The organism is Roseivirga sp. BDSF3-8 (genome assembly GCF_041449215.1).
Classification (GTDB): domain Bacteria; phylum Bacteroidota; class Bacteroidia; order Cytophagales; family Cyclobacteriaceae; genus JBGNFV01.
Map to the genome: position 1 here is coordinate 3840379 of NZ_JBGNFV010000001.1, position 13312 is coordinate 3853690.

10 protein-coding genes and 1 riboswitch are annotated in these 13312 nt (G+C 50.2%); of the genes, 8 read left to right on the plus strand and 2 right to left on the minus strand.

The window, feature by feature from the left end; all coding sequences use genetic code 11:
* Positions 1-36: 36 nt before the first annotated feature.
* The 5 genes from AB9P05_RS16085 to AB9P05_RS16105 all read left to right on the plus strand — a co-directional run bounded on the left by AB9P05_RS16085 (position 37) and on the right by AB9P05_RS16105 (position 6518).
* Positions 37-1911: a glycosyl hydrolase family 28-related protein gene (locus tag AB9P05_RS16085; protein ID WP_371909850.1), complete on the plus strand. Its 1875-nt coding sequence runs from the start codon at positions 37-39 to the stop codon at positions 1909-1911.
* Between the two features lie 68 nt (positions 1912-1979).
* Positions 1980-2936, plus strand: a complete 957-nt coding sequence (locus AB9P05_RS16090) for a cytochrome-c peroxidase (RefSeq protein ID WP_371909851.1) — start codon at positions 1980-1982, stop codon at positions 2934-2936.
* Between the two features lie 35 nt (positions 2937-2971).
* Positions 2972-4162, plus strand: a complete 1191-nt coding sequence (locus AB9P05_RS16095) for a glycosyltransferase (protein ID WP_371909852.1) — start codon at positions 2972-2974, stop codon at positions 4160-4162.
* A 40-nt stretch (positions 4163-4202) separates the two neighbouring features.
* Entirely contained in the window at positions 4203-5105 is a 903-nt protein-coding gene (locus AB9P05_RS16100; protein WP_371909853.1) for a DUF4097 family beta strand repeat-containing protein, read from the plus strand.
* A 54-nt stretch (positions 5106-5159) separates the two neighbouring features.
* The gene (locus tag AB9P05_RS16105) at positions 5160-6518 is read left to right on the plus strand and encodes an MFS transporter (protein ID WP_371909854.1); all 1359 of its coding nucleotides are present in this window, start codon (positions 5160-5162) and stop codon (positions 6516-6518) included.
* Here the strand turns inward: AB9P05_RS16105 and AB9P05_RS16110 are convergent.
* Both AB9P05_RS16110 and AB9P05_RS16115 read right to left on the minus strand, forming a co-directional pair.
* A complete protein-coding gene (locus tag AB9P05_RS16110; protein ID WP_371909855.1) occupies positions 6515-7108 on the minus strand; it encodes a TetR/AcrR family transcriptional regulator in 594 nt (197 codons plus the stop codon). The genes AB9P05_RS16105 and AB9P05_RS16110 overlap by 4 nt on opposite strands.
* A 27-nt stretch (positions 7109-7135) precedes the next feature.
* A complete protein-coding gene (locus AB9P05_RS16115; RefSeq protein WP_371909856.1) occupies positions 7136-7882 on the minus strand; it encodes an SDR family oxidoreductase in 747 nt (248 codons plus the stop codon).
* Between the two features lie 411 nt (positions 7883-8293).
* Here AB9P05_RS16115 and AB9P05_RS16120 point away from each other — a divergent pair, with 411 nt between their 5' ends.
* From AB9P05_RS16120 to AB9P05_RS16130, 3 genes are all read left to right on the plus strand, one after another.
* Positions 8294-9256, plus strand: a complete 963-nt coding sequence (locus AB9P05_RS16120; protein WP_371909857.1) for a DNA/RNA non-specific endonuclease — start codon at positions 8294-8296, stop codon at positions 9254-9256.
* A 173-nt stretch (positions 9257-9429) separates the two neighbouring features.
* Positions 9430-9529: riboswitch (SAM riboswitch) on the plus strand.
* A 232-nt stretch (positions 9530-9761) separates the two neighbouring features.
* Positions 9762-10967, plus strand: a complete 1206-nt coding sequence (locus tag AB9P05_RS16125) for a PLP-dependent aspartate aminotransferase family protein (protein ID WP_371909858.1) — start codon at positions 9762-9764, stop codon at positions 10965-10967.
* Positions 10968-11163: 196 nt separating this feature from the next.
* Positions 11164-13311: a nitrite reductase gene (locus AB9P05_RS16130; protein ID WP_371909859.1), complete on the plus strand. Its 2148-nt coding sequence runs from the start codon at positions 11164-11166 to the stop codon at positions 13309-13311.
* The last annotated feature ends 1 nt before the right edge of the window (position 13312 follow it).

Consider the following 13312-nt stretch of genomic DNA (forward strand, 5'->3'; position numbering starts at 1 on the left):
CTTCAATCACAATACCATAGAAAAGCAACCCTATTTATGAAACGTTTGTATTCCCTATTTCTAAGATGCGGCCTGTTAGCCCTTGCCGTTTTGATCTTACCCGCTGCGGGCAGCCTCGCGGTTGCCCAAGCTCCTGTCGACAACCCGGTAGCGGCACGCTACGACCTACAGGACCACTGGACTGATGAGATTTCCTGGCAGCAGGTGGTGGTGGCCAATGAAGTGGAAGGCCTGGTGGGCGAAGGTTCGGTAGTGGATTCTGCTATTATGAGACAGGCCATGCTTGATATCTCTGCCGATGGCGGGGGTGTTCTGTACTTTCCCGCAGGTACGTACCACTTTACTTCAGACCTGAGTATACCGACGGGTGTGGTACTCCGGGGCGAATCACCTGCCACGGAAACGGAGGCTAAAGGAGTGATTTACATGCTCAACACTCTGTTTGATTTCCCTAAGTACAAGCCCACCATGTCCCGGCAGGAAATGGACACGGTGGTATTCGTGGATATACCGAACAGTACGGCGTTCAAGCTTATCACTGCAGATGAAGGAGCTGAGAAGATAGGGCTGGTAAACCTCGACATAAACCGTGGCATGATCGACTTTCATAACCGGGGTGTGATGGCGGATACTTCGGCACAGGACTACCAGACAGGTACAACATCGCTGTATGATAAAGTGGTGATATATGGAAACAATCAAACGAATGTGGCTATGCCTGACCCGCGCATTCCCAGTGTCAACATGAGACATATCGGTCAGCTATGGCAGAGATGGCCGCTGCATGAAGCGTCCAATATCAATATTATGGTAAAGAAGTACGCCATTGTAGCCAATAACCGGCTCAATGATAAGGTAGAAGACACTTTCAGGCAGTTTGGCTACCTGGCTGATAACGGGATGAACTTTGACGGCGCCCGTGCCACTTTCGACTACGGCGACCACAACGGCATAACGGTGATCCAAAACCCTGATGCGGATGACAATGCAAGTGCTTCGGTGGAGAACACTGGCAGTGCACCGGCCGGGGAGGTGATGGTGAAGGATAACTATGTAAGGGTACTGAGCCAGAATGAGCCTATCGTGTACAAAGGTGACGTGGAGGTGGCGGATAACCGGACTATGCTGTATGATAAGGAACACGAGAGCTACATAATGCGTGATGGTCGCTCTACGCTGTATAACGACTACCTGAGGCTCTTCCCTAATCCTGAGATAAGCACCCCGCATGAGTTTTATACTGAAACAGATACGGTACGCTATCGCCTGATCAAGCCCCTGAACTACGATCCAGCTAAGGAATATCCGATGGTGGTCTACCTCCATGGCAGCGGTGAGAATGGCGATGATAATAAGCTTCAGCTCAGAAACTTTATATGGCAGTTTACTACCGATGAAGCCCGTGAGGAGTACCCCTGCTTCATTTTTGTGCCTCAGTGCCCCTGGCATATGCAGACGTTCACTGAGTCGGTGGAAGAGGTGAGTTTTGATTACGTGGATGAGGTATTTATGGCCCTTGACGAGGTAAATACTACCTATAGCATTGATAAAAAAAGGCAATACCTGGTAGGCATATCCACCGGTGGCTGGTCTACCTGGGAGATCATTGCCAACTACCCGAAACGTTTTGCTGCGGCTGTACCTATAGCTTCTTACAAGCGGTACAACGAATGGGATAAAAAGGAAAGAAAGAAGGAGCTTAGAAATGCCAGAAAAACAGCCGTATGGGCCTTTCATGGTGAAATAGATGAGTGGGTGCCTTCTGCCTTTGCCCGTCTGAGTATAGCCGAGCTAAGAGCCTCAGGAGGTAAGCCTAAATACACCGAGTTCAAAGGAATAGGCCACCTCTGCTGGGATGAGCTGCAGCATATGGAGGAATTTATGCCCTGGCTATTTGCCCAGCGTAAGTAATTTACTCCATGGCACGCCCTTCTTCCTGAAGGGTCCTATTGTCAAGTATTCAACTAACCATTTCTTAAATGATACCCCATCTCAGAATCACGATGCTGCTGGCATCAGGCGCATTCTTCTTATGCAGCCTGACTCTCTCCGGCGATGGGAGCACCGATCGCCCCATGCCTGCGAACCCAATTGAACTGGGCGAAGCCCTGTTTCATGATGTTATACTATCGGGTGACAGGACGGTAAGCTGTGCTTCCTGTCACAAGCCTGAGTTTGCTTTTGCTGACAATGCCTCCCTTAGCGAAGGGGTAGGAGGGCAGCTTACCAAGCGTAACACGCCTACCGCCATGTATCTCAACTACCGGAAGTTTTTCTTCTGGGACGGGCGTGCGGGTTCGCTGGAAGAGCAGGCGCTTATACCCATTGCCAGCCCTGAGGAAATGGACCTTGCCATACCTGAGGCAGTCAGCCGCCTGAAGGAAAATCCGTTTTTTGCCCGGGCCTTCGAGCATGTGTATCAAACGGAACCTTCCTCTACCACCTTAGCGCATGCGCTGGCCTCATTCCAGAAGAATCTGACCACTTATACTGCTCCCTATGACCGGTATATGGAAGGGGACTACAAAGCCATGAGCAAGTCTGCCCTGCGGGGGATGGAACTGTTCCTATACGATGCAGGGTGCGTATTCTGTCACAAAGAGCCGCACTTTGGTAATAATGACTTCTTCAATATCGGATTGTATAACGGGGCCGATAAGACCGACGTGGGCCGCTTTAAAGTGACGGGCGACAGCCTGGACCTGGGTAGTTTTGAGACCCCGACACTACGTAATATTGCGGTGACAGCCCCCTACATGCATGATGGCTCTATGGCTACACTTATGGAAGTGCTGGAGTACTATAACGATCCCGATGCCATGGTAAGCAACAGCCTGAACCGGCACGAGAATATGATCAAGCTTAATCTTGATAAGAAGCAACTGAAGGACCTTGAAGCCTTTCTGCTTACTCTGACCGATGAGCGCTATGAATAATAAAGGTCTTTCACATAACACTACTACTGAAGCTTATGGCTACTATTGCTTTTCTATTTGATCATTTTCCGGGGCACATCATTCCATCATTCACACTGGCCAATGATCTTATCAGGCAGGGGCATAAGGTCTGCTACCTGGCCATACCCGACATGGTACCTCTTATCACCAGGCAGGGCTTTGACTGTCAGGTGGTCATGCAGGAGTACTTCCCGGAGGGGTTTGTCCACGATGCCGAAGCAGCAAATGGATATCACTACGCAGGCATTATAGAGGGCTGCCTGGATAGTGTTATGGACGAGCTGGCACCGGACCTTATGGTGTGTACCTACTTTGTCTCTCTCGATTCTTTGCTTATTAATCAGAAATATGGTATCCCTCAGGTGCTGTTCACTACGCATATCAGGGATGTGGCACTGGACCCGGCCTATTTTGCCCAGAGCATCGTGATGAAGCTCCATGCGGGTATGGCAGCGCGTGTCCTCAGCTTTCTACAGCAAGGTAACCCCTCGGCGGAGAGCACCTCGGCGCTGCTGGAGCCGCTTAAGGGCTTCCGGGAGCTGATAGCCGCTCCCCGTGACCTGCTCTTGCCGGATGAGGTGTTTCCCGATAATGTGAAGTTTATCACTACCGGCTTCAACCAGCGGGTTCAGGGAGAGGTACCAGAGCTGGCCCGGTTAAAGGAGGAGGGGAAGGTGATCATTTTTGCTTCTATGGGGTCACAGTCAGCGATGCACCAGGATAAGACCCGCTACTTTTTTCACCGTATGCTGCAGATGATGCGGCATGAAGCCCCGTCTCACTGGCATATGGTCCTTGCGCACTCTAACATGGACATAGCCCCGCTGGGAAAACTCCCGGACAATGTGACTGCCACTCCGTGGATAGACCAGGTGCAGGTGCTAAGCTACTCTTCTCTGGCTGTTTTCCATGGAGGCATAGGTACGATCAAAGAGTGCCTGGCAGCGGAGGTACCCATGGTTATCTGTCCTCGGAGCATAGAAACTTCCATTAATGTGCAACGCGTGGAAAGCTGTGAGATAGGCCGGGGGGCAGATTTGCTCAGGCTTACTTCGGCTGAGCTGGTTAGCCTCTGTAATGAGGTGATGCAGGACAAAACCCTTCAGCAATCAATTGCTGTGCTTAGCGACCGGTATGTGAAAGAGGAAGACGAAATGAAGGGGGCTTCCCTTGTTTTGCCCATGCTCGAAACCATGTCCATTTAATATTCATCAGACCAACCTTATTTTTTTAAACAGACCTGAAATGAAATTTTTAAGCGTACTCATCCTTTTTACCTGCTTTTCCTGCACCCTGTTGTATGCCTCTGGTGGTGACGGCAAACTTCAGGACACGAAAACCTTCGATCAGGCAGCAATAGCCGGTATCACTAAGTTGCAGGTAGATATTAAAGGGACTAATGGCGGTATCCTGATCGAACAGCACGATGAACCAGGAATCCGCGCGGAAGTGTACGGCTCATCCATTTACTGGAACAAGGAGTTAAGCGCAGGAGAGGTATCTGACCGCATAAAGCAGTATGACATACAAATGGAGGCCCGTAAAGACCGGGGTGACTTCCTTATCACTGTAAACCAGGTAAGCGGAGGGTACCAGGACGGCCTGAAGGTTTCTATAAAGCTTTATGTGCCTGAGGCTTACAATACGGACATCAATACCTCCGGCGGAGATGTGCAATTCAGGAACTACACCGGTGGAGAGCATACGGTCAAAAGTAGCGGTGGTGAGATAGCTCTCAACGGATTTAAAGGCACTATGGACGGCGACACCAATGGAGGAGAGACTAATGTATTGATGGCAGAAGGGGATATTACACTCCGAACCTCGGGGGGTAATGCCTGGTTGGCCGGACTGGATGCTACTCTGGACCTCGATACGGATGGCGGAAACATCAATGCCGATATGAGTGCTCTGCGCGACTTTGTCCGGATAAATACGGGAGGGGGTAGCATACAGATAGCGTTTCCGGAAGAAGCGAGTATGGCGCTTGATGTAATGGCCTCAACGGTGTATGTGACCGGTAATACAGGCAGTTCTTACCCTTCAAAGGGCAACTTTAAGAAGAAGTACGGGGCAGGCAATACGCCTGTTACGATTAATGCCGGTCCTAAAGGAATTGTGAGACTCCTGACTACTTCTGCTGAATAAGAACGGTATTACTGCCTTCTTACCCGTACTATTTCCTACCATTTTCCCCCACCTATGAAAAAGAACGCTGCCCCTCACCAGGCAGACGGACAGAATAACGTACTCAAGAACCGGAATTTCATGATTTTCCTTGCGGGGCAGGGAATCAGCAATTTTGGAGACAGGCTGTCCGAAGCCGCTCTCGCCGTCCTGTTAGTCAAGCTTGTTGGCGAGCAGGGTTTATATAAGTTTCAGACTATCCCCTGGCTCATTACCCTACTCAGTGGCCTGCCGCTGTTAATAGGGGCTGTGGTGGAGCGTAAGCCCAGCCGCAAGGTCATGATCAGAACCAACTGGGGGCTTTTTGCCATCACCCTGCTCTTTTTACTTAGCTCTAACCTGTACTGGTTCATTGCTTTGCAGATTGCCCGCCAGTTTCTGGATAATGCATTCGGGGCAGCCTACGGCAGGTATTTCCCCGGGCTGGTACCGCCTCAGCAGCTTTCCAGGGCCCAGGGTTTGCAGAGTATCGTCGGCCGCTTTAGTACCATAGGTGGGCAACTGGCCGGGGTGGCCGGTGCTCTTGCCCTGGGGTATAATGTTCTGTGGCTGGACGCCATTACCTTTCTTCTCGCCATTGCTGCCTTTCGCATGATCCCCTTTGAGGTACAGGGAGAGAAAGCTGAGGGGGACGAAGCCGAAATTAAAGGGCAGGAGGATGAAGAAAGCTACCTGAAGAAAGCAGGTGAGGCATTTAAGACCCGCATGAAACAAATAGGAAATGACGTGGGAGCCGGCCTGCGCTTTGCCCTTAAGAACCGTACGTTTGTCTCTATTATCCTGGTCTATGCAGCGGCTCACCTGTGCTGGGGAGCAGGCAGCATTGCTATGTACAAACTGGTGATAAGCTGGGGCGGTGAGCTTGGTGATATAGGCAAATACCAGGCTGTGCAGACGGTGGCCGAGCTGGTGGCAGGCTTTTTTATCTTCAGCGGACGAATTACCGAACGTGCCCTGCCCTTCAGCCTTATGCTGCTTTCGCTCTCCTTCATAGGAGCCGGAGCAGCCTCTTATCTGCCGGTAAGTAGTCAGTTGAAGACATTTCTGGGGGGGCGCCTGTTTAAAGGCACCGAGGGCATAGGGTCTAATTTTGTGGGTAATCTGTCAGAGGTGCGCCTGATCCAGATTAGTCCTAAGCACATGCTTGCGCGCCTTCGCGGATTTATAGGGCTTTCCACCCTGTTATTTAACCTGATAGGCAAGACGGCGGCTCTGCAAATGCTTCAAAACAGCTATGGAGCGTACGATGTGTATATATCTGTCGGCTGCGTATCGCTGGTATTACTGGTGGTGGCAGTGGCCCTGGATCGCAAAGGAAAAAGCTCACAATCTCAGGCAGTGGAAGAGGTCATATACCCGGCCAAAGCAGCCTAATTACCTCCCTTAAGAATGGTTTGGAGCGTCACTTCCCGAATGTTTTCCAGCACGTGGCGCGGCGGATTGGTGCGGCCCAGTACCCGCATGCCTGATATGGTGTTATAAAGAAACTGCGCCATCTTTTCCGTATCTGTATGTGGGGCTATTTCCTTATCTTCCTTTGCCACATTCATCAGGTGGCTGAAGGTGTCTGTGAATTCACGCAGGTTATGCTGCAGTTCTGAGCAGGCCTGAGGGTCTTCTGCCGCCCTGTCTACCGAAGCATTTACGATAAAACAGCCCTTGCGGTCAGGATCGGTCAGTATTTCTTCTATGGTGTCTTTCAAAAAACTGTCGAGAAAGCTTCTGAAAGAGGCCTTTTTCCCGATGGTTTCCTTCATCACTTCCTTTTGCCGGCTGCGGTAGTACTTCAGAGAGTCCAGGAACAGCTGGTTTTTGTCTCCGAAACTGGCATACATGGTAGACCGGTTAATGCCCAGATGGTCCACCAGGTCCTGTACAGAAGTGCCATGAAACCCCTTTTGCCAAAAGAGCCTCATGGCTTTTTCCAGAATATCCTCTCTATCGAATGCTTTAGGTCTGGGCATAGGCCCAAATGTACAGAGATTTTCCCATTAAAGGGCCGACATGCCTCCGTCTACGACAAATTCCTGTCCTGTTATGTAGTCATTTGTTGAAAGTTCCAATGCCAGTGAGGCTACCTCATGAGGCTTGCCAAACCGGCCTACCGGTACCCGTGCCTGTATGGAAGCGGCGGTTTCCTTGAGTGTCTCTTCAGGCATACCCATCTTGCTGAATATGGGCGTTTCTATAGGTCCCGGTGCAATGGCGTTAACCCGAATCCCTCTATCTACAAGTTCTCCCGCCAGTACCAGAGAGATTGACCGCGCAGCTGCCTTTGTGGCTGCATAGATGGTGCTGCCAGGCATGGCTATGCGGCCGTTTATAGAGGTGTTTATGAGAATGGACGAGCCCTTAGTCAGATAGGGGAGTGCAGCCTTTACGGAAAATAAGAGGCTCTTCACATTCAGGTTAAACTGAGCATCATATAGCTCATCGGTGATCTGGTCTATGGGGGCAAGGTAGGCTACACCTGCATTAAGAAACAGCGTATCGATACGGCCATATGCTTTGCCTACCTCATCAAAGAACTTTGATGTTTCCTCTGTTTTAGTGAGGTCTGCTACCAGTACCTTGTCAAATATTTCCCCATACTCAGCTTCGGTTTCCTTGAGCCTTTGGGCGTTTCTGGCGTTAGTAATCACCCTGGCCCCTTTTTTCCGGAATACCCTGGCGGTCTCAAGCCCTATGCCACTATTGCCACCGGTGATTACGACTACCTTGTTTTCTAAATTTATCATAATGAATTAATGAATGGTTTTGAGTAATGAAACGAACGTTCCATAATCAGGTTGCTTGTTTTGGAACAATTATTTCAAAATAAACCTGAGTAATGCGTTAGTTTATTTTAGGTAAACCTGTTGGAGGTGGTTAGATGAAGTTTCAATGTGAGAATTTAGCCTTGGGTTATGTAAATAATTAAACATCAGGAGCTTGTTAAACAGCTGATTTTGGCAGACTTGGTCTATTCAAATTAGTCTTTTAGGGTGGATAGGGGGTGTGACGACAGGGCTGAAGAGATTGGAAATCAAGACTTTGTTAAGGAAATATTACTATGCCTTAACATTAGGTGTTTCAACGTATAAAATACCTAGTTTTGGTACGTATTCATTTTAAAATCGACCAAAAATTATTTCTAATTCTATCTATCAATGAAAAAGAGCTACCTGCTATGTCTGCTGGCCACTGTATTCCTGGCCGTTTCCTGTTCGCGTGAGGAGATCCGCCCGGGTACTGATACTGAGTCTGCCAACGAAATTCCTTTCCATGACCGCTACACACCTGAAGAGGAGGCTTTTCTTGGCGAAGACCCCAGCTTCAAATATGAGGGCATGCAAAACATGGCGACTGTCTACAAAGACAATAACCTGGCTATGGGTAACCCAAGCGGCGCCAGTAGCAATTCCTACTACCATTGGAACTATCGTGTTACGAAGCCTGAGTATACCATGTCTTACCACCGTGACCGGGGCACGCCGAACTGGGTAAGCTGGCACCTGAACAAGGCCTGGCTCGGAAGCGCCTCACGCTCCAGCGGCTTTTACCAGGACTATGCCCTGCCTTCGGGCTGGTACCGTGTGAGCAGTGGTGATTATACGAACTCGGGCTTCGACCGGGGTCATAACTGCCCGTCTGCTGACCGTACCTTGAGTTCGTCAGAAAACCAGTCTACCTTTTACATGACCAATGTTATTCCCCAGTCTCCTGATGTGAATCAGCGTGCATGGGCCTCCCTGGAAAACTACTGCCGTGACCTCGTGCGCTATCAGAACAAGGAGCTGTATGTGATAATGGGAAGCTACGGTACGGGTGGTTCCGGCCGTAATGGCTATAAAAGCAAAATTGCGAACAATAAGGTGACTGTACCTAACCGGGTATGGAAGGTGATACTGGTATTGCCGGAAGGCTCCAGTGATCTGTCCCGTGTGACCACTTCTACTCGGGTGATTGCGGTGGACATGCCTAACAGCATGAATGTAAGCACCAACTGGGCGAGTTACCGTACTACGGTTGACTACATTGAGCAGGTAAGGGGCTATAATCTCTTCTCTCAACTACCCTCTTACGTCCAGTCGGCTATAGAGAGCAAGGTGGATAACGGACCTACTTCCTAAATTTATCTTTGGTTAAAAAAATAGCCCGGCCTGATTATCAGGCCGGGTTTTTTTGTTTTTCGAGGGGGGAGTAAAGCCTGGAATTATCATCTTTTTAAAAAAATTTACCCCCTCACGTATTGCATTGTACCGGGTACACCGTTTTATTTGTGATATCGATTATGAAAATAGTCGGTTTATAGCGAAGAGGTGAGAGACAGGCTCTGTGACCCTCTGGCAACCTGGATTTACAAGGTGCCAAATCCTGCCCGTGTTTTTTGGGAGATATAAATTGACAAACAATGACTATCAGAATTATCAACAACCAGGCTATCATACCATCTGCTACTTTCCGGCCCACTTCCCACTTGGCCGGTACCTGTTGTTGTTGCTGTTACTGTTAATCCCAGACGCTTTTTAGCATAACCCGGCTACTGACCGGCATTCGCCCCAGCGGCATTCCCCTGTTTTATCATTTTTCATTTATTCCCGGCATTGCCGTGAGCTTTCAGGCTTACCATAGCATATGAAAAAATCCTTCGAGCATTTTGAAACAAAGGCTGTACGCACTCAGTCCGAAAGAAGCCCGCACCGTGAGCATTCTGCACCGATATACATGACTTCCAGTTTTGTATTTGACGGGGCCGAGCATGCCCGGGCCATGTTCAATGATGAGGTGGAAGGGAATATTTACACCCGCTTTTCTAATCCGAACAATACCGAATTTATCGAAAAGCTGTGCCTGCTGGAGGGCACGGAGGATGGTATTGCCACAGCCTCGGGTATGGCAGCGATGTTTTCCAGTATGGCTGCGCTGTTGCAATCCGGCGACCATATCCTTGCTTCTCGGTCCCTTTTCGGATCTACTCACCAGATACTCACGGGTATTTTCCCTAAATGGGGTATTAGTCATACGTATGCTGATCTGAGTGATCCTGACTCGTGGGAGGGGCTAATTCAGAAAAATACGAAAATGATCTTTGTGGAAACGCCGAGTAACCCTGGGCTGGACCTGGTAGACCTGGAGTGGCTGGGTAAGCTGGCGAAAGCACACGATCTGATCCTGAATGTAGATAATTGCTTTGCAACGCCTTACCTGCAAAACCCGGCCAGCTTTGGGGCTGACCTGGTTACGCACTCGGCGACTAAGTTTCTGGACGGACAGGGCCGCACGATAGCGGGTGCGGTACTGGGCAGAAAAGACCTGATACAGCAGGTGCGCTTCTTTGCACGCCATACGGGGCCTGCTTTGTCGCCCTTTAACGGGTGGACGCTGAGCAAAAGCCTGGAGACGCTGGCGGTGCGTATGGAAAAGCACTGTGACAATGCTCACCGCCTGGCGGAATACCTGGAGGGGCATAAGGAGCTGGAGTTTGTGAAATATCCGTTTCTAGCGAGCCACCCGCAGCAGGCTCTTGCCAAAAAACAGATGCGCTATGGGGGTGGGCTCATTACCTTCAATGTAAAGGGTGGGTATGACCGTGCCAGGCAGTTTTTGGATAATCTGTCTATGATCTCTCTTACGGCTAACCTGGGTGATACGCGTACCACGGCTACGCACCCGGCCAGCACCACTCACAGCAAATTAAGCCAGGAGGAGCAGGAGCGGGTGAATATTCTGCCAGGTCTGATCCGCATCAGTGTGGGGCTGGAAAATGTAAATGATATACTGGAAGATATTGAAAATGCGCTGCGTGCTTCTAAGGTACACCTGGCCGCTAATCACACATGATATTGATAACTAACACATACCGCCCTTTTACTTTATCTACAGTAGTAACCTGTACTACAATGGCTATGTTATGCTGTATCTGCTGCTGTATGAATGACTCCGGTCCGCCTGGTTGTAGTATGTAATCATTATACCCTGCTCAGCCTCCGCGGACCTTTCCCGGAGGCTTTTTTTATGCTTAATCCCGAATTAGACCATGACACTTCAGAACATATCCTTAGAAAAAGATCTCTCTCGCGAAGCCAGAGAAGATATTATAGAACTCGAAGAAAAGATCGCCCGCTTTAAACGTGGCGAGATTCCCGAGGAACGTTTCAAGGCCTTTCGTCTTACCCGTGGTGTTTACGGGCAGCGGCAGACGGGGGTGCAGATGTTTCGCATTAAATTCCCGTACGGTAAGGTAACGGCGGAACAGCTTATACGCGTGGCGGATATAAGCGACGAGTATACGAATGGAAACCTTCACCTGACGACGCGGCAAAACATCCAGCTCCATTATGTGCATGTGGAGGATACCCCTGCGATGTGGGCTAAACTGGAGGAAAAGGGTGTGACTACCAGGGAAGCCTGTGGTAATACGGTACGCAATATTACAGGATCGCCCAGGGCGGGTATAGATCCGGATGAGCCGTTTAATGTGGCTCCTTACGTAGAGGCTGTATTTCAATACTTTCTTCGTAATGCTATTTGCCAGGACATGGGCCGTAAGATCAAGATGGCGTTCAGCGCGAGTGATAGGGACAGTGCTTATACGTACTTCCATGATTTTGGCTTTATTCCGAAGGAGGACGGATCGGGGAACAGGGGGTTCAAGGTTGTGGTAGGAGGGGGCCTTGGTGCCCAGCCTTTTGTAGCGGCTACGGCGTATGAGTTTCTGCCTGCTGATGAGCTGATACCTTTCCTTGAAGCGGCCATTCGTGTATTCGATCGCTACGGGGAGCGTGAAAAGCGTATGAAGGCGCGGATGAAGTTTATGCTGGATGAGCGTAAGGGCTTAGGGCTGGAGCGTTTTCTGGAGTTGGTAGCGGAGGAAAGGAATGGCCTGCTGCATAAGGGTATTGCTATTGAGGGGGAGGAGGAGGTGCCTCCTCACAGGGACTTTAGGGCCACACCGGAGGATGGGGATGTTGGCGGCCGCCCTGACTTTTTAAGGTGGAAGGCTACTAACACTTTTGCCCAAAAGCAGGCGGGCTACTTTGGTGTACAGATCAAGCTGTTGCTGGGTAATCTCTCTTCTGGGGTGGCGCGGGAGCTGGCGGCCCTGGTGGGCACTGGGGTTGCGGCTGATGATATCCGCTTTACCATCAACCAGGGCATTCTGCTGAAGTACGTACGGGAGGAGAACCTGCCGTTTCTTTATGAGAAATTAAAGGCGCTGGGACTGGGTGATGACGGTTTTGGCGCGCTGCCGGACATCACTGCCTGCCCGGGCACGGACACGTGTAACCTGGGGGTTACGAACAGTACGGGGGTGGCGGTGGAGCTGGAAAAGGTGATCCGCGAGGAGTACCCGGACCTTATCAGCAATACGGATATTGACATTAAGATCAGTGGCTGTATGAACTCCTGCGGCCAGCATATGGCGGCTTCTATTGGCTTTCATGGTAGCTCTATAAAGGACGGTGCCCAAGTGATTCCAGCTCTGCAGGTGGTGCTTGGGGGTGGTGTGGCTCCGGATGGGAAGGGGTATATAGCGGAGAAAATAGTGAAGCTGCCGACGAAAAAGATCACGTATGCGCTGCGTGCGCTACTGGATGATTATGAGGCGAATGGAAATGAGGGGGAGTACTTTAATGACTATGTGAGCCGCCAGGGCAAGAAGTACTTCTACTCTCTGCTGAAGCCGCTGGCGGATGTGGCGAGCCTGCAGCCGTCTGACTATATCGACTGGGGGCATAATGAGGCTTTTATCCCTGAAATAGGTACGGGTGAGTGTGCGGGCATCAGTTATGATATGGTGGCGACCATTATCAATGATGCACAGGAGCGTTATGACCTTGCGCTGAAGGCATTGAGCCGCGACCGCCTGCCGGATGCTGTCTACCAGGCGTACAGCGCCTTCGTAATCGGCGCCAAAGCGCTGTTACTCAGCAGGGATGTGCACTGCAACACGCATGATAAGATCATCAGTGACTTTGAAGAGCACTTTGATAGCGCTCAGTTTGGTCTGGCGGATGGCTTTGCGAGCCACGTGCTGCAGATCAGGTCACAGACCCCTACTGAAACGTTTGCGGCTAGGTATATCGACAGTGCCTCGCACTTTCTGAAAAAGGTGCGGGACTACCGCCAAAGCCAGCAAAATGAACAGGACAAAGAAGTTGTACAACACTATTATAAAGCCTAGA

Coding starts and splice junctions, on each gene's coding strand:
- AB9P05_RS16085 (WP_371909850.1), top strand. CDS start 37: ATGAAACGTTTGTATTCCCTATTTCTAAGATGCGGCCTGTTAGCCCTT.
- AB9P05_RS16090 (WP_371909851.1), top strand. CDS start 1,980: ATGATACCCCATCTCAGAATCACGATGCTGCTGGCATCAGGCGCATTC.
- AB9P05_RS16095 (WP_371909852.1), top strand. CDS start 2,972: ATGGCTACTATTGCTTTTCTATTTGATCATTTTCCGGGGCACATCATT.
- AB9P05_RS16100 (WP_371909853.1), top strand. CDS start 4,203: ATGAAATTTTTAAGCGTACTCATCCTTTTTACCTGCTTTTCCTGCACC.
- AB9P05_RS16105 (WP_371909854.1), top strand. CDS start 5,160: ATGAAAAAGAACGCTGCCCCTCACCAGGCAGACGGACAGAATAACGTA.
- AB9P05_RS16110 (WP_371909855.1), bottom strand. CDS start 7,108: ATGCCCAGACCTAAAGCATTCGATAGAGAGGATATTCTGGAAAAAGCC.
- AB9P05_RS16115 (WP_371909856.1), bottom strand. CDS start 7,882: ATGATAAATTTAGAAAACAAGGTAGTCGTAATCACCGGTGGCAATAGT.
- AB9P05_RS16120 (WP_371909857.1), top strand. CDS start 8,294: ATGAAAAAGAGCTACCTGCTATGTCTGCTGGCCACTGTATTCCTGGCC.
- AB9P05_RS16125 (WP_371909858.1), top strand. CDS start 9,762: ATGAAAAAATCCTTCGAGCATTTTGAAACAAAGGCTGTACGCACTCAG.
- AB9P05_RS16130 (WP_371909859.1), top strand. CDS start 11,164: ATGACACTTCAGAACATATCCTTAGAAAAAGATCTCTCTCGCGAAGCC.